This is a genomic window from Geodermatophilus sp. SYSU D00696, from assembly GCF_054050235.1.
On the sequence record NZ_JBJGYY010000002.1, the window covers coordinates 223,947 to 246,368 of the forward strand.

Here is a 22,422-nt window from a genome sequence, read left to right on the forward strand (position 1 = left end):
ACGCTGTGTGCCGCACGCCCGCCGCCTTAGCTCAGTCGGTAGAGCATCTCACTCGTAATGAGAAGGTCGTCGGTTCGATTCCGACAGGCGGCTCTCCTCCTCCCCGAGGCTCCCGTCCCCGGACGCCGGCCCCCGGCCGTGGCACGATCCCGGCCGTGACCAGCGGAGCCGCCGACGCGCAGCGCCTGCGCGACCTCGCCCGGCTGCGCCGCGTCCGCGACCGGATCGACCGCGAGTACGCCCAGCCGCTCGACGTCGAGGCCCTCGCCCGCGGCGTCCACGTCTCGGCCGGGCACCTGAGCCGCGAGTTCCGACGCGCCTACGGGGAGTCGCCCTACTCCTACCTGATGACCCGGCGCATCGAGCGGGCGATGGCCCTGCTGCGCCGCGGCGACCTCAGCGTCACCGAGGTGTGCTTCGCGGTCGGCTGCTCGTCGCTGGGCACCTTCAGCACCCGCTTCACCGAGCTGGTCGGGATGCCGCCGAGCACCTACCGGCGGCTCGCCGCGGAGGGCACCCAGGGCCTCCCCGCGTGCGTCGCCAAGCAGGTCACCCGACCGGTCAGGAATCGAGAAGCACGGGCCGGTGAGCCGTCCCTAGCGTGACCGCCATGGACCTCACCATCCACACCACCGTCCTCCCGCACACCGACCCCGACGCCTCGCTGGCGTTCTGGCGCGACACCCTCGGCTTCGAGGTGCGCACCGACGTCGGGCGGGGCGCGATGCGCTGGATCACCGTCGGCCCCGCCGGTCAGCCCGGCACGTCGGTCCTCCTGGCGCCGCCGGCCGTCGACCCGGGCATCACCGACGACGAGCGCCGCACCATCGCCGAGATGATGGCCAAGGGCACCTACGGGTGGATCCTGCTGGCGACCAAGGACCTCGACGGCACCTTCGACCGGCTGCAGGCCGGTGACGCCGAGGTCGTCCAGGAGCCCACCGAGCAGCCCTACGGCGTGCGCGACTGCGCCTTCCGCGACCCCGCCGGCAACCTGGTCCGCATCCAGCAGGCCGGCTGAGCGCTCCGTCAGCCGGACGGGCGTCGCGCCGTTCCGGTCGTCACCCCCACCCGGTAGACAACGGGGGCGCCGACGACGGCGGCGCCCGCCGGACGGAGGAACGATGAGCACCGCGACCAGCACCGACCCCGGGGTCTCCGCGCGGCACGCCGCCGACAGCCACGACCTGATCCGGGTGCAGGGCGCCCGCGAGAACAACCTCAAGGACGTCAGCGTCGAGATCCCCAAGCGCCGGCTCACGGTGTTCACCGGCGTCTCCGGGTCGGGCAAGAGCTCGCTGGTGTTCGACACGATCGCCGCCGAGTCGCAGCGGATGATCAACGAGACCTACAGCGCCTTCGTGCAGGGCTTCATGCCGACGCTGTCGCGCCCGGAGGTCGACCTGCTGGAGGGCCTGACGACGGCGATCATCGTCGACCAGGAGCGGATGGGCGCCAACCCCCGCTCCACCGTCGGCACCGCCACCGACGCCAACGCGATGCTGCGGATCCTGTTCAGCCGGCTCGGGCAGCCGCACATCGGCCCGCCCAACGCCTACTCGTTCAACATCCCCACCGTGCGGGCCAGCGGCGCCATCACCGTGGAGCGCGGCGCGAGGACCAAGGCCGAGAAGGCGACGTTCACCCGGCTCGGCGGCATGTGCCCGCGCTGCGAGGGCATGGGCTCGGTCACCGACTTCGACCTGACCGCGCTCTACGACGAGACGAAGTCGCTCAGCGAGGGCGCCCTGACCGTCCCCGGCTACAGCATGGACGGCTGGTACGGCCGCATCTTCAGCGGCGCCGGCCTGCCCATGGACAAGCCGATCCGGGACTTCACCGACAAGGAGCGGCACACGCTCCTGTACGGCGAGCCGACGAAGATCAAGGTGGAGGGGATCAACCTCACCTACGAGGGCGTCATCCCCAAGGTCCAGAAGTCGATCCTGTCCAAGGACGTCGACGCGCTCCAGCCGCACGTCCGCGCGTTCGTCGAGCGGGTGATCACCTTCACCACGTGTCCCGACTGCGACGGCACCCGGCTGGCCCCGGAGGCCAGGTCGTCGACGATCCGCGGCACGAGCATCGCCGACGTCTGCCGGATGCAGATCAGCGACCTCGCCGAGTGGATCCGGGACCTCGACGAGCCCTCGGTGGCGCCCCTGCTCGCCGGCCTGCAGCACCTGCTCGACTCGTTCGCGAGGATCGGGCTGGGCTATCTCTCCCTCGAGCGGCCGGCGGGCACGCTCTCCGGCGGCGAGGCGCAGCGCACCAAGATGATCCGCCACCTCGGGTCCTCGCTCACCGACGTCACCTACGTCTTCGACGAGCCGACCATCGGGCTGCACCCGCACGACATCGAGCGGATGAACGACCTGCTGCTGCAGCTGCGGGACAAGGGCAACACGGTGCTGGTCGTGGAGCACAAGCCCGAGACGATCGCGATCGCCGACCACGTCGTCGACCTCGGCCCCGGCGCCGGCGCCGCCGGGGGCGAGGTGGTCTTCGAGGGCACCGTCGAGCGGCTGCGGGCCAGCGGCACGCTGACCGGGCGGCACCTGGACGACCGGGCGTCCCTGAAGCCGGCGGTGCGGACGCCGTCGGGAGCCCTGGAGGTCCGCGGCGCCCGCACCCACAACCTGCGGGACGTCGACGTCGACGTCCCGCTCGGCGTGCTGGTGGTGCTGACCGGTGTGGCCGGGTCCGGCAAGAGCTCCCTGGTCCACGGCTCGGTCGCCGGGCGCGACGGCGTGGTGGTGGTCGACCAGGGCGCCATCCGCGGGTCCCGGCGGAGCAACCCGGCCACCTACACCGGGCTGCTCGAGCCGATCCGCAAGGCGTTCGCGAAGGCCAACGGCGTGAAGCCGGCGCTGTTCAGCGCCAACTCCGAGGGCGCCTGCCCCACCTGCAACGGCGCCGGCGTCATCTACACCGACCTGGGCGTCATGGCCACCGTCGAGTCGGTCTGCGAGGAGTGCGAGGGCCGGCGCTTCCAGGCCTCGGTGCTGGAGTACACGCTCGGCGGCCGCGACATCGCCGAGGTCCTCGCGATGTCGGTGACCGAGGCGGAGGAGTTCTTCGGTGCCGGGGAGGCGCGCACGCCGGCCGCGCACGCGATCCTCGACCGGCTCGCCGACGTCGGGCTCGGGTACCTCGGCATCGGCCAGCCCCTGACCACGCTGTCCGGCGGCGAACGGCAGCGGCTCAAGCTGGCCACCCGCATGGCCGAGAAGGGCGGCGTCTACGTCCTCGACGAGCCGACCACCGGCCTGCACCTCGCCGACGTCGAGAACCTCCTCGGCCTGCTCGACCGCCTGGTCGACTCGGGGAAGTCGGTGATCGTCATCGAGCACCACCAGGCGGTCATGGCGCACGCCGACTGGATCATCGACCTCGGCCCCGGCGCCGGCCACGACGGCGGCCGCGTGGTGTTCGAGGGCACACCCGCCGACCTCGTCGCCGCCCGGTCCACCCTCACCGGCGAGCACCTGGCGGCCTACGTGGGCGGGTGAGAGGGGTCTCCTGCTCCGCCCGGCTCCACTTCACCGCGGTCCGTGCCGATGCCTCTGGACGGGAGCGGACCCGGGACCGGGACGCGGAGACGGAGGACGGAGCATGACGACGCCGGGAGTGGACCACCCCGAGGAGAAGGCGGTGCTCGACGTCAAGGCGACCAGCCGCGCCGACGTCCTGACCAGCTTCGTCGAGCGGGTGTCGGGCTCGGAGCTGGTGGTCAGCGTCGGCGAGGACGCCCAGAAGCGGCGCGTGCGGCTCGACACCGGGGAGCAGCTGGAGCTGATCTGGCGCGGCCCGGAGGAGCTGCGGTCGCTGCCCGCCGAGCTCGTCGAGGTGGTCGCCGGGGACCCGCCGACCTGGCGGCTGAAGGCGGTCGGGCCGGCGTCGCGGGGGCAGCGGCGCAACGCCGTGCGCGCCCCGATGTCGGTGCCGATCGAGGTCGCCGTGGGGGAGCGGCTGCTGGCCGGGACGACCGTCGACCTCAGCGAGGGCGGCACGCGCTGCCTGCTGACCGGCAGGCCCGGGGCGGAGCGGCCCGAGATCGAGGTCGGTGCCGTGGTGTCCGTGGTCGTCGACCTCGACGGGGACCGGGTGGCCACCAAGGCCGAGGTGATCCGCCGGCACCCGCGGGAGGACGCCCACACCGAGCTGTCCCTGCGCTTCGTCGGCCTGGGGGAGCGGCGCGAGGACGCCATCCGGCGCCGGGTCTTCGCCGAGCTGCGTGACCTGCGCTCGCGCGGCCTGATCTGATCCCCTCCGTGGACCGAGCCCGGCTCAGCGCGATCGCCCACCGCTGGCACCCCGTCGCCAGCCCCGTCTCCGACGACGCCCTCGCCCGCCTGGTCGACCGGGCCGCCCCGCCCGGCCGCCCCGGCGGCAGCGGGCGCGTCCTCGACCTCGGCTGCGGCCCCGGCTCCTGGCTGCTGGCGCTGGTCGCCGCGCACCCGGCGCTGGTGGGCGTGGGGGTCGACACCTCCGCGCCGGCGCTCGACACCGCCCGCGACCGCGCCGCCATGGCCGGACTCGTGGGACGCGTCGTGTTCGTGCAGGCCGACGCCGCCACCTGGGAGGGCGAGCCGGCCGACGTCGTCCTGTGCATCGGCGCCGCGCACGCCTTCGGCGGCACCGCCGGGGCGCTGGCCGCGGTGCGCCGGCACCTGCGTCCCGGTGGGCGCGTGCTCTTCGGTGACGGGTTCTGGGAGACCGGGCCGAGCGAACGGGCGCTGGCCGGCCTGGGCGCCGAGCCCGGCGAGCTGCCCGACCTGCCGGGCCTGCTGGCGGAGGTGGCGCGCGCCGGGTTCGAGCCGGGCTACGGGCACGTGAGCACCCTGGCCGAGTGGGACGAGTACGAGTGGTGCTGGACCGGCGCCGTCACCGAGTGGGCGCTGACCGAGGCCGCCCCCGGGGAGCGGGAGGAGGCCCTCGAGGCCGCGCGGACGCACCGGCGCCAGTGGCTGGAGGGCTACCGCGGCGAGCTGGGCTTCCTGACCGCCGTCCTGCACGACACCGGGAGCTGAGTGGCGGCACCGCGGACACCGGGCCCACGACGACGACGGCGGCGCACCCCTGTGGGTGCGCCGCCGTCCGTCGTCCGGAGTGCGCTCAGGGCCGGCCCGGGGCCGGTCGGGTGCGGCTCAGTGGTCGCCTGCCTCCGCGGCCCGCTTGATCGAGGCGTCGATCTCGGCCTCCGCCGCGGCGCGGCCGACCCACTCCGCACCCTCCACCGACTTGCCCGGCTCGAGGTCCTTGTAGGTCTCGAAGAAGTGCTGGATCTCCAGGCGGTCGAACTCCGACACGTCGGTGATGTCCTGGAGGTGGGCCATCCGCGGGTCGGTGGCCGGGACGGTGAGGACCTTGTCGTCGCCGCCCGCCTCGTCGGTCATCCGGAACATGCCGATGGCCCGGCAGGTGATCAGGCACCCGGGGAAGGTGGGCTCGTCGAGGAGCACCAGGGCGTCGAGCGGATCGCCGTCCTGACCCAGGGTGTTCTCGATGTACCCGTAGTCGGCCGGGTACCGGGTCGAGGTGAACAGCATCCGGTCGAGCCGGATGCGCCCGGTGGCGTGGTCCAGCTCGTACTTGTTCCGCTGGCCCTTGGGGATCTCTACCGTCACGTCGAACTGCACGGCACGTAGTGTGGCCCACCGGTATCGGGTCCACCGGCGCAGGGCGTCCGCGGGGGCCTCTTCCGGGGGGAGCGCACCATCACGCCGAGCGGGTCCAGCACCATCACGCCGAGCTACCGGCGGCTGCGCCGACGGCTCCTCGTCACCCTCCTGGCGGTGGTCCTCGTGGCCGCGCTCGCCGTCGGCGCCGCGGTGGCCCTCGGGGGCGACGACGGCGACGGCACGGCCACCGCCGACCCCTCGGTCCCCGCCGCGCAGCTGCCCGAGGTCGGCGATCCCGGCCCGGTGCTCGCGGCGCTGTCCTCCGACGCGCCGGCCCCCGACCCCGACGCGCTCGCCGCGGCGCTGCGCCCGCTGCTGGCCACGCCCGCGCTCGCCGGGGGCGTGTCGGCGGAGGTCGTCGACGTCGCCACCGGGGACGTCCTCCTCGACGAGGGCGCCGACCGGCCGGTGACGCCGGCCTCCACGGCCAAACTGCTGACCGCCGTCGCGGCCCTGACCACGCTCGACCCCGAGGACACGCTGGAGACCACGGTCGTCGCGGGGGCCACGCCCGACGAGGTGGTGCTCGTCGGCGGCGGCGACCCCACCCTGTCGACCACCGTGCCGTCGCAGACCTACCCGGGCGCGGCGATGGTCGCCGACCTCGCCGCCCAGGTCCGCGCCGCCCTGCCCCCGGGCACCACGGTCAGCCGGGTGCTCGTGGACAACTCGCTGTTCGAGGGCCCGCTCACCGCGGAGGGGTGGGCGGCGGAGGACGCGCCGTCCACCTACGCCTCGCCGGTCACCGCCACCGCCGTCGACGGCGCGCGGGTCACGCCGGGGGACACCGCACGCAGCGGCGCGCCCGGCACCGACGCCGGCCGGGCACTGGCGGCCGCACTCGGCGCTCCGGGCGCGATCGTCGAGCTGGGGCAGGCCCCCGACGGCGCGCGGACGCTGGCCACCGTCCGCTCCGCGCCCGTCGCCCGCCTGGTCGAGCAGGCGCTGTCGCTGTCGGACAACCTGCTGGCCGAGTCGCTGGCCCGCCACGTGGCCCGCGCCCGCGACCTGCCGGCCTCCTTCGAGGGCGCGGCGCAGGCGGTCACCGCGGCGCTCGCCGACGCCGGCGTCGACGTCTCCGGGGTCGAGCTGCACGACGGCAGCGGCCTGTCCCGGCTGGACCGCGTCCCCCTCGCCGTCCTCACCGACCTGGTCGCCGGGGTCGCCGACGGGTCGCTGGAGGGGACCTCGGCGGTGGTCTCGGGACTGGCGGTGGCCGGCTACGACGGCACCCTGGCCGAGCGGGGCGACGTCGACCCCGCCACCGCACCGGGGTCCGTCCGCGCCAAGACCGGCACGCTGCTGGGTGTGCACGGACTGGCCGGCACGGTGGTCACCGCCGACGGCCGGCTGCTGGCCTACGCGCTGGTCGCCAACGGCACCGTCGGCGGCGGCGGGCCCGAGGAGGCGGCCCTGGACGCCGCAGCCGCCACCCTGGCCGCCTGCGGCTGCCGGTGAGGAACTGGAACGGCCACCCCTCAGGGGCCCGCGCCGAGCTGGCGAGGCGTGGGGGGAGGGGTGGTCCTTCCCGTACGGTGAGGCGATGACGAGCAGCTCACTGGTCGACTGGGAGCTCGCCGGCCGCACCGCCCGCCGGCTGTCCGGTGCGGGGCCCGCGACCACCCGCGAGGAGGCCGCCGCCGTCGTCCGGGAGCTGCACGAGGCCGCCGCGGCCGCCGTCGCGCACGTCGAGGAGCTCACCGGCCTGCGCCCGGTCGAGGGCGGGCCGGTGCCGGAGGTGGCCGTCGTCGACCGGCCGGGCTGGATCGACGCCAACACCACCGGCATGGCCGCGCTCATGGACCCGCTGGTCACCGCGCTCACCGAGCGCCAGGAGAACCGCCCGGGGCCGCTGGCCACCGCCATCGGCTCCCGCGCGACCGGCGTGCAGGCCGGCGGCTTGCTGGCCTTCCTCTCCTCGCGGGTGCTGGGCCAGTACGAGGTCTTCGGCACCGGCGGCCGGCTGCTGCTCGTCGCCCCCAACATCGTCGACGCCGAGCGCAAGCTCGGGGTGGACCCCTCCGACTTCCGGCTGTGGGTCTGCCTGCACGAGGTCACCCACCAGCTGCAGTTCACCGCCCACCCGTGGCTCACCGCCCACCTCGAGGCGCAGATCGCCGAGTTCGTCGACGCCACCGACCTCAGTCCCGACGCGCTGCGCGACCGGCTGGCCGACCTGGTCCGCGGGGTCACCGACGCCGTCCGCGGCGAGGACGACGGCGGGGGCGGGCAGGGCCTGATGGCGCTGGTCCGCGACCCCGCCCAGCGCGCCGTGCTCGACCGGGTGACCGCGGTGATGAGCCTGGTCGAGGGGCACGCCGAGTACGTGATGGACGGCGTCGGCCCCGACGTGGTGCCATCGGTGCGCACCCTGCGCAAGCGCTTCGCGCAGCGGCGCAAGGGCCGCGGGCCGCTCGACCGGGTGCTGCGCCGCCTGCTCGGGCTCGAGCAGAAGATGAAGCAGTACGCCGACGGGCGGCACTTCGTCGGCGGCGTCGTCGACCTGGTCGGCATGGAGGGCTTCAACCGGGTGTGGGCCGGGCCGGAGAACCTGCCCCTCGTCGAGGAGCTCACCGACCCCGCCCGCTGGGTGGAGCGGGTGCACGGGCGCCCCGCCGTCCCCGCCTGAGCCGTCCGGCGGTGAGCGGCCCGCCACCCGCGGTCGCGCACGTCCGCAGCGCCGTCCGGCCGGGCCTGCGCTCCTCCGCCCAGCCGGTGCTGGTCGCCGTCAGCGGGGGAGCGGACTCCCTCGCGCTGGCCGCGGCGGTCGCCTTCGAGGCCCCGCGGGCCGGTGTGCCGGCCGGGGCGGTCACCGTCGACCACCGCCTGCAGCCGGGGTCGGCGCAGCGGGCCGCGGCGACCGCGGACCTGCTGCGGTGCCTGGGGCTCGACCCCGTCCGGGTCGTCGCCGTCAACGTCGGCACCGGCGGCGGACCCGAGGCCGCGGCCCGCACCGCCCGCTACGGCGCGCTGGCGCGGGAGGCCGCCGCGCACGGCGCGCGCATCGCCCTGGGCCACACCCTCGACGACCAGGCCGAGACGGTGCTGCTGGGCCTGGGGCGCGGCTCGGGCCCGCGCTCGGTCGCCGGCATGGTGGCGCAGCGCCCGCCGTACTGGCGCCCGCTGCTGGGGACCCGCCGCGCCACCACGCGGGCGGCGTGCGCGGCGCTGGGCCTGCCGGTGTGGGACGACCCGTGGAACACCGACCCCGCCCACCGGCGGGCCAGGCTGCGCGCCGAGGTGCTGCCGCTGCTGGAGGACGTGCTCGGCGGCGGGGTCGCCGAGGCCCTCGCCCGCACCGCGGACCTGCTGCGCGAGGACCTCGACGCCCTCGACGGGCTGGCCGCCGGCCACCTCGCGCGGCTGGCCGACCCGGCGGGCCTCCCCGCGGCCGACCTCGCCGGGCTGCCGGACGCGCTGCGCCGACGGGTGCTGCGAGGCTGGCTGCGCGACGGCGGCGTCCCGGACCTGCAGGCGGTGCACCTGGCCGCCGTCGACGCGCTCGTGGCCGCCTGGCGCGGGCAGGGCCCGGTGACCCTCCCCGGCGGTGCGGAGGCCCTGCGGGCGTCTGGCAGGCTGGTGCTGCGGCCCGCCGGCTCCCCGGGCGGGAGGGCTGTCTCGGCACCCGATCCGGAGGAGCAGACCCCGTGAGCGAGACCGCGTCGACCCCTGCGGTGCTGGGGCCCGACCACGGCTACGGCCCCGACATCGACCACGTCCTGCTCCACGAGGAGCAGATCCAGGCGAAGATCGCCGAGCTGGCCGACCAGGTCGCCCGGGACTACGCCGGCCGCGAGGTGCTGCTGGTCGGCGTGCTCAAGGGCGCGGTGCTGTTCATGAGCGACTTCGCCCGGGCGCTGCGGCTGCCCACCCAGATGGAGTTCATGGCGGTCTCCTCCTACGGCAGCTCCACCAGCTCCTCGGGCGTCGTGCGGATCCTCAAGGACCTCGACCGCGACATCAGCGACCGGCACGTGCTCGTCCTCGAGGACATCATCGACAGCGGGCTGACCCTCTCCTGGCTGCTGAAGAACCTCGGCAGCCGCCGGCCGGCGTCGCTGGAGGTGTGCGCGCTGCTGCGCAAGCCCGACGCGATCAAGGTCGAGGTGCCGGTGCGCTACGTCGGGTTCGACATCCCCAACGAGTTCGTCGTCGGCTACGGCCTCGACTACGCCGAGCGCTACCGCGACCTGCCCTACATCGGGACCCTCAAGCCGGAGGTCTACGAGGCCTGATCGTCGGCCTGCCGGCCGGGCGGAGGCTCCTCCCGAGGGGTGAGCGGACGGTGTCCGCCCAGTTCGCGCACAGGGGATCCACAGGCGTCCCGGTGTACCGTCGAGGCCTACGACGCCTGACCGAGCGCCAGGGTGCCCGCCCGGGTCGCGCGGAGCGTCACCCGGACGATCAGGAGGGTCGACGGGCCAGGCCGGCGCCCCGGCCGCCCGGCATCGGTGTATGGAACGCAAGAAGATCTTCCGCTCCGTGTGGTTCTGGGTCGTGCTCGTCGTCCTGGTGGCCCTCGGCCTGTCCGCCGTGTTCAGCGGCGGCTCGGCGTACGAGCCGGTCCAGACCTCCGTCGCGCTCCAGCAGATCGAGGACGGCAACGTCGAGTCCGTCACGATCAACGACAAGGAGCAGACGCTCGACCTCGACCTGAGCGACCCGGTCGACGGCAACGACCAGATCAGCGCCTCGTACCCGATCGGCGCGTCCGACGACGTCTTCGCCCTGGTCTCCGGCATCGGCGCCGACGGCCAGCGCACCGGTGACGGGGTCGAGTTCACGACCAACGTCACGCAGGACAGCGTGCTGGTCAGCGTCCTGATCAGCTTCCTGCCCTTCCTCATCCTCCTGCTGCTGCTGTTCTGGCTGTTCAACTCCATGCAGGGCGGCGGCCGCGGGGTCATGGCCTTCGGCAAGTCCAAGGCCAAGGTGGTCAGCAAGGACACCCCGAAGACGACGTTCGCCGACGTCGCCGGGGCCGACGAGGCCATCGAGGAACTGCACGAGATCAAGGACTTCCTCGCCAACCCGGTCAAGTTCCAGGCCGTGGGCGCCAAGATCCCCAAGGGCGTGCTGCTGTTCGGCCCGCCCGGCACCGGCAAGACCCTGCTCGCCCGCGCGGTGGCCGGCGAGGCCGGCGTGCCGTTCTTCTCGATCTCCGGGTCGGACTTCGTCGAGATGTTCGTCGGTGTCGGCGCGAGCCGGGTGCGCGACCTGTTCGAGCAGGCCAAGGCCAACGCCCCCGCGATCATCTTCGTCGACGAGATCGACGCCGTCGGCCGCCACCGCGGCGCCGGCATGGGCGGCGGTCACGACGAGCGCGAGCAGACGCTCAACCAGATGCTCGTCGAGATGGACGGCTTCGACGTCAAGGGCGGCGTCATCATGATCGCCGCCACCAACCGGCCCGACATCCTCGACCCCGCGCTGCTGCGCCCCGGGCGCTTCGACCGGCAGATCGCCGTCGACCGGCCCGACCTGGAGGGCCGCAAGCGGATCCTCGAGGTGCACGCCAAGGGCAAGCCCCTCGCCCCCGACGTCGACCTCGAGACAGTCGCCCGCCGCACCCCCGGGTTCACCGGTGCCGACCTCGCCAACGTGCTCAACGAGGGCGCGCTGCTCACTGCCCGCACCGACGCCACGGTGATCACCGACGCCGTCCTCGAGGAGGCGATCGACCGTGTCATCGCCGGCCCCGAGCGCAAGACGCGGGCGATGAGCGAGAAGGAGAAGAAGGTGACCGCCTACCACGAGGGCGGCCACGCCCTGGTGGCGCACGCGCTGCCCAACCTGGACCCGGTGCACAAGGTGACGATCCTGCCGCGCGGGCGGTCCCTGGGGCACACGCTCGTGCTGCCCACCGAGGACAAGTACACCCAGACCCGCTCGGAGATGATCGACACCCTGGCCTACGCGCTCGGCGGGCGGGCGGCGGAGGAACTGGTCTTCCACGAGCCCACCACCGGCGCGGGCAACGACATCGAGAAGGCCACCTCGATGGCCCGCGCGATGGTGACCCAGTACGGCATGAGCGCCAAGCTCGGCGCGGTCAAGTACGGCAGCACCGACTCCGAGCCGTTCCTCGGCCGGGACATGGGCTCGCGGCCCGACTACTCCGAGGCCGTCGCCGCCGACATCGACGCCGAGATCCGCGCGCTCATCGAGGCCGCGCACGACGAGGCGTGGGAGATCCTGGTGGAGTACCGGGCCGTCCTCGACCAGCTCGTGCTCGAGCTCATCGAGAAGGAGACCCTCTCGAAGGAGGACATGGCCCGCATCTGCGCGCCGGTCACCAAGCGGCCCTCGATGGCGCCCTACAACGGCTTCGGCAAGCGGACGCCGTCGGACCAGCCGCCGGTGCTCACCCCCGCCGAGGCCGCGGCCGCGGCGAACGGCCACGGCACCGGCCACGGCGCCACCGCGGTCGGGGCCAACGGCAACGGCACCGGTCTGGTCAAGGGCGGGACCAACCCGGTGGGGGACGTCGGCGCACCCGTACAGCGGTGAGCGCACTCCCGGAGGAGCCGGAGGACGAGGTCCGCGCCGACCCGGCCCGGATCGACCACGCGCGCGCCGAGGCGGCGGTGCGGGAGCTGCTGCTCGCGGTGGGGGAGGACCCAGACCGGCCCGGTCTGCGCGACACCCCCGCCCGGGTGGCGCGCGCCTACGCGGAGACCTTCGCCGGCATCTGGCAGGACCCCGGCGAGATCCTCGCGACGGTGTTCGACGAGGACCACGACGAGCTGGTGCTGGTCAAGGACATCCCGATGTACTCGACCTGCGAGCACCACCTGGTGCCCTTCCACGGCGCCGCGCACGTCGGCTACATCCCGGGCGAGGACGGCCGGGTGACCGGGCTGTCGAAGCTCGCGCGGCTGGTCGACGTCTACGCCCGCCGGCCGCAGGTGCAGGAGCGGATGACCCGGCAGATCGCCGACGCCCTCGCCGAGCACCTCAAGCCGCGCGGCGTCATCGTCGTCATCGAGGCCGAGCACCTGTGCATGGGCATGCGCGGAGTCCGCAAGCCGGGCTCGACGACGGTCACCTCCGCCGTGCGCGGCGTCTTCCGCGACAGCGTCGCCACCCGCGCCGAGGCGATGAGCCTCGTCCTGGGCCGGTGAGCGCGGCCGGAGCGCAGCTGCTGCACCCCGGGCGGTGCGTGGTGATGGGTGTCCTCAACGTCACGCCCGACTCCTTCTCCGACGGCGGCTGCTTCGCCGACCGGGAGTCCGCGGTCGCGCACGGCCTGGCGATGGCCGCCGCCGGCGCCGACTACGTGGACGTGGGTGGGGAGAGCACCCGGCCGGGCGCCGACCGGGTCGACGCCGCCGAGGAGCGCCGGCGCGTGGTGCCCGTCGTGCGCGACCTCAGCGCCGCCGGGGTCCGGGTCAGCATCGACACCACCCGCACCGAGGTCGCCGCGGCCGCGATCGAGGCCGGTGCGGTGCTGGTCAACGACATCAGCGGCGGCCTGGCCGACGACGGCATGGCCCCGCTGGTCGCCGACGCCGGGGTGCCGTGGGTGCTCATGCACTGGCGGGGGCACAGCCGCGAGATGTACTCCCGCGCGGAGTACGGCGACGTCGTCGCGGAGGTCTGCGGGGAGCTGTCCGCGCGGGTCGACGCCGCGATCACCGCCGGGGTCGACGCCGGCCGGCTGGTGCTCGACCCGGGCCTGGGCTTCGCCAAGCAGGCGGGGCACAACTGGGCGCTGCTGGCCGCGCTGCCCCGGGTGGTCGCCCTCGGCCTGCCGGTGCTGGTCGGCAGCTCGCGCAAGTCCTTCCTCGGCCGCCTGCTCGCCGGCCCCGACGGCGCCCCGCGCCCGGCCGCCGGGCGGGACGCGGCCACGCTGGCCACCACCGTCCTGGCCGCGGAGGCCGGCGCCTGGGGGGTGCGGGTGCACGACGCCGCGGCCTCGGCCGATGCCGTCGCCACCGTGGCCGCCGTCCAGCGCGCCCGCGAGGAGGCCCGTCGTGACTGAGCCGCCCACCCCGGGCCGGGGCACGCCCGACCGGATCGCCGTCCGCGGCCTGACCGCGCACGCCCACCACGGCGTGTACGGCTTCGAGCGGGAGCGGGGGCAGACGTTCTCCGTCGATGCCGTCCTCGAGGTCGACACCGCCCCGGCCGCCGCCACCGACGACCTCGCGCTGACGGTCAACTACGCCGAGCTCGCGCAGCGGCTGCACGCCGTCCTCACCGGCGAGCCGGTCGACCTGCTCGAGACGCTGTGCCGACGGCTGGCCGACGTGTGCCTGGCCGACCCGCTGGTGCAGGCCGTCGAGATCACCGTGCACAAGCCGCAGGCCGACCTCGGCGTCCCCTTCGACGACGTCACCGTGACCATCCGCCGGGAGCGCGCGGCATGACCCGCGCGGTGCTCTCCCTCGGCGCCAACCTCGGCGACCGCGCCCGGGCGCTGCGCACCGCGATCGAGGCGCTGCGGGTCGACGGCCTGGTCGCCCGCTCCACCCTGTACGAGACGCCGCCGTGGGGGCCGGTCGAGCAGCCGCCCTACCTCAACGCGGTGGTGTTCGTCCGCGGCGACCGGGACGCTGCCGGCTGGCTGGCCCGCGCCCACGAGCTCGAGCAGGCCGCCGGTCGCACCCGCGAGGTGCGCTGGGGGGCGCGCACCCTCGACGTCGACGTCGTCACGGTGACCGCCGACGACGGCACCCCGGTGCTCTCCGACGACCCGGCGCTCACGCTGCCGCACCCGCGCACGCACGAGCGGGCCTTCGTCCTCGTGCCGTGGCTGTCGCTGGACCCCACCGCCGTCCTGCCCGGGCGCGGCCGGGTCGCCGACCTGGTGGCCGCGCTGCCGCCCGACGACGTCGCGGCGGTCCGCCGCTGGGAGCACCTGCAGTGAGGCCGGTCAGCCGGCGGGACCTCCTCGTCGTCGCGGCCGGGCTCGCGCTGGCGACCTGGCTGGTCGTCCGCGCCACCTACGGGGCGCTGCCGCCGCTGCGCTGGTGGCTGCCCGTGCCGCTGGCGGTGCTCGCCGTCGCCGAGGCGCTCGGTGCCCGGACCCTGCGCGCCCGCCTGGCCGCCGAGCGCGCCGCCCGCCGCGGTGCCCGACCCGACGAGCCGGGCGCCCCGCTCGTGCGCCCGGTCGAGCCGATGCTGGTCGCCCGCCTCGCGGTGCTCGCCCAGGCCAGCGCCTACGTGGGTGCGGTGTTCACCGGCGTCTGGGCCGGCGTCCTGCTGCACGTCGCGCCGTCGGTGTCCCGGCTCTCGGCCGCGGGCAGCGACACCGTCACCGCCGTCGTCGGGGTCGTCTGCGCCGCGGCGCTCACCGCGGCGGCGCTCTGGCTGGAGTCGGTCTGCCGGGTCCCGCCCGACCGGGACGGCGAGGGCCCGGAGGACGCCGCCCGCGCCTGACGAGGGACCCTCCTGCCCCCCACCGCTCGCACGCTCGCGCCGGGCCCCTGCAGGAGGGCCGCACCCCGCAGCATCCTGCGGTGCTGCGGCGGGTGGCCGCTCAGCGCCGGGTGAGCGCGGTCAGCACCGTCTCGGTGACCAGCCGGTCGAGGTCGGCGGCGGCCACCCGGCCAGTGCGCAGACCCTCGGCGGCGCCGACGACCAGCCAGGTCACGGTGATCAGGACCCAGTCGGCCGGCAGGTCGACGCGGAAGTCGCCGGCCTCCTGCCCGCGCCGCACGAGCGCGCGGATGCGGTCGTCGGTGGCCCGCGCCCGCGCGAGCAGGTCGGCCTCGACCTGGTCGGCCAGCGGTTGCACCGCGAGCGCGCCGTGCTCGGGTCCGAGCGCGGCCAGCCCGGACAGCACCCGCCGCAGCGCCTCCGGCGGCGGACCGGACTCCGGCTCCGCCCGGTCGACCGCCCCGGCGTAGGCCTCCACCGCCCGCCGGGACAGGTCGGCGACCAGCGCCGCGCGGGAGGGGTGGCGGCGGAACAGGGTGGCGCGGCTGACCCCGGCGGCGGCGGCGATCTCCTCCATCGAGGCGCCCGGGCGTCCGGCCAGCAGGCGGACCGCGGCGCGGGCGATCGTCTCGTCGTCCGTGGGCACGCGTACTCCTTCCAGTCTGAGATGACAGCGTCTCACATGAGACGATAAAGTCTCAGCATGGACGTCATGCCATGAGCGGTGAACTGCTCGCGGGGCTCGCCGGGCTGGCCCTCCTCGACTCGCTCAACCCCGCGACGATCCTCGGGGTCGCCGTCATCCTGCTGTCCCCGGTGGCGCACCCCGGCCGGGTCGCGCTGCTCTACGTGGCCGGGGCCTACGCCACGGTGCTCGCCGCCGGGTCGGCGCTCTACCTGGGTGCCGGGGCACTGGCGGGTGCCCTGGAGGGCGGGACGGTGTGGATCCGGCGCGCGGCGCTGGCCCTCGCCGCGGTCCTGCTGCTCGTGGCCGCCGTCCGCCGGTTGCGGACCCGGCCCCGGCGCGAGGTGCGGCTGCCGTCGTGGTTCGGGCCCTGGACGGCGGTCCCGGCGGGGGTGCTGGTCACCGCGGCCGACCTCCCCAACGCCTTCCCCTACCTCGTGGCGATCGAGCGGGTGCTGGCCGCGGAGGTCCCGGCCCTCCCGGCGGTGGGGCTGCTGGCCGGCTACGCGCTGGTCTACTGCCTGCCCTGCCTGCTGCTGCTCGCGGCGGGCCTGACCCACGGTCAGCGGGTGCGGGCCCGGCTGCAGGCGCTCCGGGGGCGGGCGGCGGGGGACGGGACGGTGCCGGCGAGCGTCCCCCGGGCATCGCTGCTGTTCGCCGCCGCGGTCGCCGTGGGAGGGCTCGCCGCTGCGGCGTGACGCGGGTGGGTCAGCCCTCCGCGGTGATCGCGGCGCCGGCCGTCTCCGGCGCCGTCCCCTCCACCGAGCGGCGCAGCGCCGCGTGCAGCGACCCCGGCGTGAGCACCCCGAGGAAGACGTCGCCGTGGAGCACCGCCACCCAGCCGGCCTCGTGCTGCAGCATCGTGGCGAACGCCGTCTTCAGCGTCGCGTCGACCGGCACCCAGGCCTCCATCCGGCGCGCGGCCGAGCCCACGGTGCCCGCGCCGCCGGCCCGCTCGGCCGACAGCCACCCGTGCAGCCGGCCCTCGTCGTCGAGGACCACCGCCCAGCGGGCCCCCGCGGCGGCCATGGAGGCCCGCGCGTCGGCCAGGCCGTCGGCCACGTGCACCACCGGCGGCCGCTCCAGGTCGTCGACCGAGATGCCGGTGACCGCCAGCCGCTTGAGCCCGCGGTCGGCCCCGACGAAGTCGGCGACGAACTCGTTGGCCGGCCGGCCCAGCAGGTCGGCGGGCGGGGCGAACTGCTCCACCCGCCCGCGGGTGCTCATCACCGCGATCCGGTCACCGATGCGGACGGCCTCCTCGATGTCGTGGGTGACGAACACGATCGTCTTGCGCACCGTCTCCTGCAGCCGGAGGAACTCCGTCTGCAGCCGCTCGCGCACGACCGGGTCCACGGCGGAGAAGGGCTCGTCCAGCAGCAGGACGGCGGGGTCGGCGGCCAGCGCCCGGGCCACCCCGGCCCGCTGCCGCTGCCCGCCGGAGAGCTGGGCGGGGTAGCGGTCACCGTGGACGGCGGGGTCGAGACCCACCGTGGCGAGCAGCTCGTCGACCCGCTCGCGGGTGCGCCGCCTGTCCCAGCCGAGCAGCCGCGGTACGGTCGCCACGTTCGCCCGCACCGTCTGGTGCGGGAAGAGCCCGACGTTCTGGATCACGTAGCCGATGCGGCGGCGCAGCCGGTCGCCGTCGACCCGGGTGACGTCCTCGCCGCCGAGCAGGATCCGCCCCGTCGTCGGCTCGATGACCCGGTTGATCATCTTCATCGTGGTGGTCTTGCCGCAGCCGGAGGGCCCGACCAGGACGCTGAGCTCGCCGGCGGCGAAGGTGAGGTCCAGCTCGGCCACGCCGACCGTGCCGTCGGGGTAGGTCTTGCTCACCCCCTCGAGCCGGATCTCCTGGGCGGTGCCGTCCGCGGCACTGCTGCGCAGGCCCCTCCCGGCAGTAGCGTCCACGGCGTGACCTCCCTGGGTGCGCGCCCTGTGCTGGACGCGGTGGGTGGGCCGGGGTCGGGGCTGCTCGCGGTGGACGAGGCCCCCAACCCCTGGTTCGACCCGTCCTACGTGACCGACAACTGGGACACCATCCTGGCCTACACCGGCGAGCACGTCCGCCTCACCGTGCTCGCCGTGGTCATCGGGGCGGCGCTCGCGCTGCCGCTGGCGCTGCTCGCCCGGCGCAGCCGCTTCCTGTCGGCGCCGGTGCTGGGCCTGTCCACGGTCGTGTACACCATCCCGTCGCTGGCGATGTTCGCGCTGCTGGTCCCCTTCACCGGGCTGTCGTCGAACACCGTGCTGGTCGGCCTGGTCGCGTACTCGCTGGTCATCCTGGTGCGCAACTTCCTGGCCGGGCTGCAGGGCGTGCCCGCCGAGGTCCGCGAGGCCGCGCGGGGGATGGGGATGTCGGCCGCGCAGACGTTCCGGCGGGTGGACCTGCCCCTGGCGCTGCCGGCGTTCATGGCCGGGCTGCGGATCGCGACGGTGTCCACCGTGGCGCTGACGACGGTGGGTGTCCTGGTCGGCCACGGCGGGCTCGGGCAGCTGATCACCGGCGGCTTCGCCGCGAACTTCTACCGGGCCGAGATCGTCACCGGCGCGGTCGGGTGCGTGCTGCTGGCCCTGCTGGCCGACGTCCTGCTGGCCGGTGCGGAGCGGGCGCTCACCCCCTGGACCCGGGCGGTGCGGGCATGAACGACTTCGAGCGGGCGCTGGTCTACCTCAACGACCCGTACAACTGGTCCCGCCCCAACGGGATCGCCGACCTCGCCGTCGAGCACCTGGTCATCTCGGCCGTGGCCGTGCTGGCCGCGATGGTGGTCGCGCTGCCGATCGGCACGGCCCTGGGCACCGCCCGCCGGGGCGGCGGGCTGGTCGTCGTGCTGTCCAACGTCAGCCGCGCGGTGCCCACCCTGGCGCTGCTCACCCTCTTCGCCGTGAGCCCGATCGGCTTCGGCAACCGAGCGACGACGATCGCCCTGGCCGTCTTCGCCATCCCGCCGATCCTCACCAACACCTTCGTCGGGTTCCGCGGTGTCGACCCCGAGCTGCGAGAGGCCGCCCGCGGCATGGGCATGAGCCGTGGGCAGGTGCTCGCCCGGGTGGAGTTCCCGCTGGCCCTCCCGCTGGTGATGACCGGCATCCGCACCGCCGCCGTTCAGGTGGTGGCGACGGCGGGGCTGGCCGCGCTGGTGGGCGGTGGTGGGCTGGGCCGGCTGATCAACCTCGGCTTCGGCCAGCAGGACTACGGGGTCATGATCGCCGGCGCGATCCTCGTCGCCGGGCTGGCGCTCCTGACCGAGGCGGTGCTGGCGCTCCTGTCGTGGGCGATCACCCCCGGGCCGCGCCGGCTGCCGTTCCTGCACGTCAGGACGTCGTCGAGGGCCGGTGGGGTTCCGGAACCGACGGCCAGCGGCGTCCCGCTGTGAGCCGGTCCCCGTCCTCGGGGTCGGCCGTGTAACGACCGGGCAACACATCGGCGCGACCGTTGCCCTGCACCGGAGCCGGACGGTTGCATGTGCGCGCGGGGACCCCCGCCAGACACGCGTCGCGGCGCCACGCCGCACGGGACACAGAAGGCGGACAGCATGCGTCAGCCACGCGCACTCGCCCCCCTCTTCCTCACCGGGCTGCTGCTCACCGCCGCCTGCGGCGAGTCGGGGTCGTCCGGCACCGGTGGGTCCACCGCCAGCGGTTCGGCGGCCAGCGGCGACGCCTGCGCCCCGGTGGCCGGCGACCAGCTCGTCGTCCTCGAGGACGACCAGCAGCTGCAGAACGCCGACAACATCGTCCCGGCGATCACCTCGGCCACCGCCTCGGCCAACCCGGCCCTGGTACCGGCGCTCGACGCGGTCTCCGCCGCGATGACCACCGACCAGCTGATCGAGCTCAACGCCGCGGTCGACCTCGAGCGCCAGAGCGCCGAGGACGTCGCCGCCGCGTGGGTCGAGGAGAGCGGGGTCACCGACGGGCTCGAGCAGGGCAGCGGGCCGATCATCGTCGGCGCCGGCAACTTCACCGAGTCGACGATCCTGGCCAACGTCTACGCCGGGGTCCTCGACGCCGCCGGGTTCGACGCCTCGGTCCGCGAGGTCGGCAACCGCGACACCTACCTCCCGGCGCTGATCTCGGGAACCGACCTGCAGGTCTTCCCGGAGTACCTGGCCACCGTCACCGAGGCGCTCAACGCGCAGGTCAACGGGCCCAACCCCACCCCGATCGCCAGCGGCGACCCGCAGGCCACCCGCGACGCGCTCCAGCCGCTGGCCGACCAGGTCGGGCTGACCTTCGGCACGCCGTCGGAGGCCGCCGACCAGAACGCCTTCGCCGTCACGCAGGAGTTCGCCGACCAGCTGGGCGTGAGCACGCTGTCCGAGCTCGCCGACGCCTGCGGCGACGGGTCGCTGGTCCTGGGCGGTCCGGCCGAGTGCCCGACCCGGCCGTTCTGCCAGCCGGGCCTCGAAGAGACCTACGGTCTGCAGTTCGCCGAGTTCCGCGAGTTCGACGCCGGCGGCCCGCTGACCAAGGCCGCGATCCAGCAGGGCGAGGTCTCCATGGGCCTGGTCTTCAGCTCCGACGGCGCCCTGGCGCAGGGCTGACGACTCGCGGTGCCGAGTGAGCAGTCGACGGTCCGCGACACGACGTGCCGGCGCGTGTCGTGGACCGCAACTGCCCACTCGGGTCGGGAGGGTGCCGCGCGCGGGCGGACACGGGGCGACTCCGTGACGCAGTCGAGGGCTCGCGCAGCGTTACGCTGAGCGCCGTGCGGACGACGGGAGAGGACGGCAGAGCCCGTCGCGCGGCGAGCGGAGCGGGGTCGTCCCGGCGGGTCGCGGGCCTGGCCCTCGGCTGCCTCGCCGCCGTCGCGGCCACGGCCGTGGTCTTCCTGAGCGAGGACCCGCAGGTGCTGCGGATCGCCGTCGTCTCGGTCGCCTGGGCCTGCCTGCTGGCCGCGTTCGCCACCGCCCGCCCCGCCCGCGACGACGACGAGCCCGCGGCCGCCGCCGACCGGGCCGACCTGCACGCCGCCCACCAGCGGGAGCTCGCCGCCGTCCGCGACACCGAGCGGGAGCGCACCGACCGGACCCGCCGCGACGCCGAGGCCGCCGTGCGCCGCGAGCTCGATGCACTGCGCGGCGAGCTCGCCGGCCTGCGGGAGGGGCTGTCCGGGCTCGATGACCTCCGTCGCGAGGTCACCGCGGCCGGCGCCCTGCAGCGGGAGCTGCACGCGGAACTCTCCGGGCTCGGCGCACTGCGGGCCGACGTCGGCCGGCTGCGCGCCGAGCTGACCGGCCAGCTCGGCGGCCCGCTGTCGGGGGAGATGCGGGTCGAGCGGGTGGTGATGCACGCCCAGTCGGTGCGCACCGGGCCGGGCCTCGAACCGCTGGAGCCGGCCGCCGCCGCGTGGTCGGCCGACGTGGCCCGGGGGCTGTCGGGCAGCTGGCCCGCGGTGCCCGCGTCGACCGTCACGGTCGAGGCCGCCCGCGACGAGCCCCGGCCGGACCCCTGGCCTGAGCCGCCGCCCCCGCCCCCGCCGCCGCCCGCGCCGGTCGCCCGCCCCCTGCCCGCCGTCCCCCCGCCGCCGCCCCGGCCGGCCGACTCGCCCCGCGAGTGGCTGGCCGCGCGCGGGATGCTCGACGACGCCCCGGCCGTCCCCGCGCCCGCCGACCGGGCGCCGCTGGGCCGCCGCCGCACCGACCTGCCGGTCGACCTGCCCGTCCCCGTGACCACCGAGCGGCCCACCGTGCAGCGGCCCGCCGTGCACGCCGTCGCGGCCGGCCACGCCGGTGCGAGCACCCCGTCGCCCGGCCGGGCCGCGGACATCCCGGACGACCCCGGCGCCGCCCGGCTCGCGCGGATCCTCGCCGAGAGCGGCGTGACCCCCGGCGGCCGCCGCCGGCGCTACCGCGAGTAGGCCACCGCGCAGCGGCCGGTCACGCCGGGCCGCGGGAGAGCGCGCCGCCGTCGAGCACCAGCGTCTGGCCGGTGACCCAGCCCGCGCCGAGCAGGTAGGCCGCGGCCTCGCCCACGTCCTCGGGCTCACCGAGGCGGCCGACGGGGTAGGCGCGGGCGGCCTCCGCCTCGCGGCCCTCGTACAGCGCGCCGGCGAACCGGGTCTTCACGACGGCCGGGGCCACCGCGTTGACCGTCACCGTGGGGCCGAGCTCGACGGCGAGCTGGGTCACCAGGTTGACCAGCGCCGCCTTGCTCACCCCGTAGCCGGCGATGTTCGGGGAGGCCTTGAGCCCGGCCACCGAGGCCACCACGAGCACCGAGCCGCCGTGCTCGCCCATCCACGCCCGCCAGGCCTCCTGCACCAGGCCCAGCGTGCCGACGACGTTGGTGTCGAGGATCTTGCGGAAGGCGTCGAGGTCGAGGTCCACCAGCGGGCCGTAGACCGGGTTGATGCCGACGTTGCCGACCAGGTGGTCGAGGCTGCCGAAGCGCTCGACCGCGGTGCGCACGGCCTCGGCGCGGTGCGCGGCGTCGCCGGCATTGCCCGGCACCCCCACCGCCACCTCGGGGCCGCCGAGCGCGGCGACCGCCTCCTCCAGCGCCTCGGCCTTGCGGGCGGTGAGCACCACCCGGGCCCCCCGGTCGACCAGGCTGCGGGCGATCGCCAGCCCGATGCCGCGGCTGCCGCCGGTGACCAGCGCGGTGCGTCCCTCGAACGTGCCCACCGAACCCCCTCGTGTCCGCCGGCCACCGCGTCGGCGC

At 75.4% G+C, this 22,422-nt stretch carries 24 protein-coding genes and 1 tRNA gene; 21 read left to right on the top strand and 4 right to left on the bottom strand.

What is annotated here, in order from left to right; all coding sequences use genetic code 11:
• Window positions 1-20: 20 nt before the first annotated feature.
• The 6 genes from ACI79O_RS02750 (at window position 21) to ACI79O_RS02775 (ending at window position 5,033) form a co-directional block, all read left to right on the top strand.
• A tRNA-Thr gene (locus tag ACI79O_RS02750) sits at window positions 21-93 on the top strand.
• Window positions 94-155: 62 nt separating this feature from the next.
• Window positions 156-605: a helix-turn-helix transcriptional regulator gene (locus ACI79O_RS02755; protein WP_456913313.1), complete on the top strand. Its 450-nt coding sequence runs from the start codon at window positions 156-158 to the stop codon at window positions 603-605.
• Window positions 606-610: 5 nt separating this feature from the next.
• Window positions 611-1,021 (top strand): VOC family protein, encoded by a 411-nt coding sequence (locus ACI79O_RS02760; RefSeq protein WP_456913314.1) that lies wholly within the window; start codon window positions 611-613, stop codon window positions 1,019-1,021.
• 103 nt (window positions 1,022-1,124) lie between these two features.
• A complete protein-coding gene (locus tag ACI79O_RS02765; RefSeq protein WP_456913315.1) occupies window positions 1,125-3,512 on the top strand; it encodes an ATP-binding cassette domain-containing protein in 2,388 nt (795 codons plus the stop codon).
• Between the two features lie 103 nt (window positions 3,513-3,615).
• A complete protein-coding gene (locus ACI79O_RS02770; protein ID WP_456890103.1) occupies window positions 3,616-4,266 on the top strand; it encodes a PilZ domain-containing protein in 651 nt (216 codons plus the stop codon).
• Between the two features lie 8 nt (window positions 4,267-4,274).
• Window positions 4,275-5,033 carry an SAM-dependent methyltransferase gene (locus tag ACI79O_RS02775; RefSeq protein WP_456875140.1) on the top strand — a complete coding sequence of 253 codons (759 nt, stop codon included), beginning with the start codon at window positions 4,275-4,277 and terminating at the stop codon, window positions 5,031-5,033.
• 117 nt (window positions 5,034-5,150) lie between these two features.
• On the opposite strand, the gene ACI79O_RS02780 is transcribed toward ACI79O_RS02775, so the two are convergent.
• Window positions 5,151-5,642 carry an inorganic diphosphatase gene (locus tag ACI79O_RS02780; protein ID WP_456875139.1) on the bottom strand — a complete coding sequence of 164 codons (492 nt, stop codon included), beginning with the start codon at window positions 5,640-5,642 and terminating at the stop codon, window positions 5,151-5,153.
• 156 nt (window positions 5,643-5,798) lie between these two features.
• On the opposite strand from ACI79O_RS02780, the gene dacB reads away from it, so the two are divergent.
• From dacB to ACI79O_RS02830, 10 genes are all read left to right on the top strand, one after another.
• The gene (gene dacB / locus ACI79O_RS02785) at window positions 5,799-7,142 is read left to right on the top strand and encodes a D-alanyl-D-alanine carboxypeptidase/D-alanyl-D-alanine endopeptidase (RefSeq protein ID WP_456913316.1); all 1,344 of its coding nucleotides are present in this window, start codon (window positions 5,799-5,801) and stop codon (window positions 7,140-7,142) included.
• Window positions 7,143-7,227: 85 nt separating this feature from the next.
• Window positions 7,228-8,313, top strand: coding sequence for a zinc-dependent metalloprotease (locus tag ACI79O_RS02790; RefSeq protein ID WP_456890109.1), 1,086 nt, complete (start codon window positions 7,228-7,230; stop codon window positions 8,311-8,313).
• 11 nt (window positions 8,314-8,324) lie between these two features.
• On the top strand, window positions 8,325-9,335 hold the full coding sequence (gene tilS, locus ACI79O_RS02795) for a tRNA lysidine(34) synthetase TilS (protein WP_456913317.1): 1,011 nt from the start codon (window positions 8,325-8,327) through the stop codon (window positions 9,333-9,335).
• Window positions 9,332-9,919 carry a hypoxanthine phosphoribosyltransferase gene (hpt, locus tag ACI79O_RS02800; protein ID WP_456875135.1) on the top strand — a complete coding sequence of 196 codons (588 nt, stop codon included), beginning with the start codon at window positions 9,332-9,334 and terminating at the stop codon, window positions 9,917-9,919. Before tilS ends, hpt begins: the two co-directional genes overlap by 4 nt.
• Window positions 9,920-10,139: 220 nt before the next feature.
• Window positions 10,140-12,194: an ATP-dependent zinc metalloprotease FtsH gene (gene ftsH / locus ACI79O_RS02805; RefSeq protein WP_456890116.1), complete on the top strand. Its 2,055-nt coding sequence runs from the start codon at window positions 10,140-10,142 to the stop codon at window positions 12,192-12,194.
• Window positions 12,191-12,808: a GTP cyclohydrolase I FolE gene (gene folE / locus ACI79O_RS02810; protein ID WP_456875133.1), complete on the top strand. Its 618-nt coding sequence runs from the start codon at window positions 12,191-12,193 to the stop codon at window positions 12,806-12,808. Before ftsH ends, folE begins: the two co-directional genes overlap by 4 nt.
• Window positions 12,805-13,668 carry a dihydropteroate synthase gene (gene folP, locus ACI79O_RS02815; protein WP_456890118.1) on the top strand — a complete coding sequence of 288 codons (864 nt, stop codon included), beginning with the start codon at window positions 12,805-12,807 and terminating at the stop codon, window positions 13,666-13,668. Before folE ends, folP begins: the two co-directional genes overlap by 4 nt.
• The gene (gene folB / locus ACI79O_RS02820) at window positions 13,661-14,056 is read left to right on the top strand and encodes a dihydroneopterin aldolase (RefSeq protein WP_456875131.1); all 396 of its coding nucleotides are present in this window, start codon (window positions 13,661-13,663) and stop codon (window positions 14,054-14,056) included. The genes folP and folB overlap by 8 nt, the downstream gene beginning before the upstream one ends.
• Entirely contained in the window at window positions 14,053-14,556 is a 504-nt protein-coding gene (folK, locus tag ACI79O_RS02825; protein WP_456913318.1) for a 2-amino-4-hydroxy-6-hydroxymethyldihydropteridine diphosphokinase, read from the top strand. Before folB ends, folK begins: the two co-directional genes overlap by 4 nt.
• Window positions 14,553-15,068 carry a DUF3180 domain-containing protein gene (locus ACI79O_RS02830; protein WP_456890124.1) on the top strand — a complete coding sequence of 172 codons (516 nt, stop codon included), beginning with the start codon at window positions 14,553-14,555 and terminating at the stop codon, window positions 15,066-15,068. Before folK ends, ACI79O_RS02830 begins: the two co-directional genes overlap by 4 nt.
• A 100-nt stretch (window positions 15,069-15,168) precedes the next feature.
• On the opposite strand, the gene ACI79O_RS02835 is transcribed toward ACI79O_RS02830, so the two are convergent.
• Entirely contained in the window at window positions 15,169-15,714 is a 546-nt protein-coding gene (locus ACI79O_RS02835) for a TetR/AcrR family transcriptional regulator (RefSeq protein ID WP_456890125.1), read from the bottom strand.
• 71 nt (window positions 15,715-15,785) lie between these two features.
• Between ACI79O_RS02835 and ACI79O_RS02840 the strand changes: the two genes are divergently transcribed.
• On the top strand, window positions 15,786-16,451 hold the full coding sequence (locus tag ACI79O_RS02840) for a GAP family protein (RefSeq protein WP_456890127.1): 666 nt from the start codon (window positions 15,786-15,788) through the stop codon (window positions 16,449-16,451).
• Window positions 16,452-16,461: 10 nt separating this feature from the next.
• Here ACI79O_RS02840 and ACI79O_RS02845 read toward each other — a convergent pair whose 3' ends face one another.
• On the bottom strand, window positions 16,462-17,664 hold the full coding sequence (locus ACI79O_RS02845; RefSeq protein WP_456890130.1) for an ABC transporter ATP-binding protein: 1,203 nt from the start codon (window positions 17,662-17,664) through the stop codon (window positions 16,462-16,464).
• 3 nt (window positions 17,665-17,667) lie between these two features.
• On the opposite strand from ACI79O_RS02845, the gene ACI79O_RS02850 reads away from it, so the two are divergent.
• The 4 genes from ACI79O_RS02850 to ACI79O_RS02865 all read left to right on the top strand — a co-directional run bounded on the left by ACI79O_RS02850 (window position 17,668) and on the right by ACI79O_RS02865 (window position 21,619).
• Window positions 17,668-18,399 carry an ABC transporter permease gene (locus ACI79O_RS02850; RefSeq protein WP_456890132.1) on the top strand — a complete coding sequence of 244 codons (732 nt, stop codon included), beginning with the start codon at window positions 17,668-17,670 and terminating at the stop codon, window positions 18,397-18,399.
• The gene (locus ACI79O_RS02855) at window positions 18,396-19,133 is read left to right on the top strand and encodes an ABC transporter permease (RefSeq protein ID WP_456890134.1); all 738 of its coding nucleotides are present in this window, start codon (window positions 18,396-18,398) and stop codon (window positions 19,131-19,133) included. The genes ACI79O_RS02850 and ACI79O_RS02855 overlap by 4 nt, the downstream gene beginning before the upstream one ends.
• 159 nt (window positions 19,134-19,292) lie before the next feature.
• On the top strand, window positions 19,293-20,303 hold the full coding sequence (locus tag ACI79O_RS02860; RefSeq protein WP_456913319.1) for a glycine betaine ABC transporter substrate-binding protein: 1,011 nt from the start codon (window positions 19,293-19,295) through the stop codon (window positions 20,301-20,303).
• 164 nt (window positions 20,304-20,467) lie between these two features.
• Window positions 20,468-21,619 (top strand): DUF6779 domain-containing protein, encoded by a 1,152-nt coding sequence (locus ACI79O_RS02865; protein WP_456913320.1) that lies wholly within the window; start codon window positions 20,468-20,470, stop codon window positions 21,617-21,619.
• A 19-nt stretch (window positions 21,620-21,638) separates the two neighbouring features.
• Here the strand turns inward: ACI79O_RS02865 and ACI79O_RS02870 are convergent, their stop codons facing one another.
• On the bottom strand, window positions 21,639-22,385 hold the full coding sequence (locus ACI79O_RS02870; protein ID WP_456893129.1) for an SDR family oxidoreductase: 747 nt from the start codon (window positions 22,383-22,385) through the stop codon (window positions 21,639-21,641).
• Window positions 22,386-22,422: the final 37 nt, after the last annotated feature.

What these genes read in the sequence shown, in the direction of transcription:
- ACI79O_RS02790 (WP_456890109.1), top strand. Translation starts at nt 7,228, where the DNA reads ATGACGAGCAGCTCACTGGTCGACTGGGAGCTCGCCGGCCGCACCGCC.
- ftsH (WP_456890116.1), top strand. Translation starts at nt 10,140, where the DNA reads ATGGAACGCAAGAAGATCTTCCGCTCCGTGTGGTTCTGGGTCGTGCTC.
- folK (WP_456913318.1), top strand. Translation starts at nt 14,053, where the DNA reads ATGACCCGCGCGGTGCTCTCCCTCGGCGCCAACCTCGGCGACCGCGCC.
- ACI79O_RS02765 (WP_456913315.1), top strand. Translation starts at nt 1,125, where the DNA reads ATGAGCACCGCGACCAGCACCGACCCCGGGGTCTCCGCGCGGCACGCC.
- ACI79O_RS02770 (WP_456890103.1), top strand. Translation starts at nt 3,616, where the DNA reads ATGACGACGCCGGGAGTGGACCACCCCGAGGAGAAGGCGGTGCTCGAC.
- ACI79O_RS02860 (WP_456913319.1), top strand. Translation starts at nt 19,293, where the DNA reads ATGCGTCAGCCACGCGCACTCGCCCCCCTCTTCCTCACCGGGCTGCTG.
- ACI79O_RS02855 (WP_456890134.1), top strand. Translation starts at nt 18,396, where the DNA reads ATGAACGACTTCGAGCGGGCGCTGGTCTACCTCAACGACCCGTACAAC.
- ACI79O_RS02760 (WP_456913314.1), top strand. Translation starts at nt 611, where the DNA reads ATGGACCTCACCATCCACACCACCGTCCTCCCGCACACCGACCCCGAC.
- ACI79O_RS02840 (WP_456890127.1), top strand. Translation starts at nt 15,786, where the DNA reads ATGAGCGGTGAACTGCTCGCGGGGCTCGCCGGGCTGGCCCTCCTCGAC.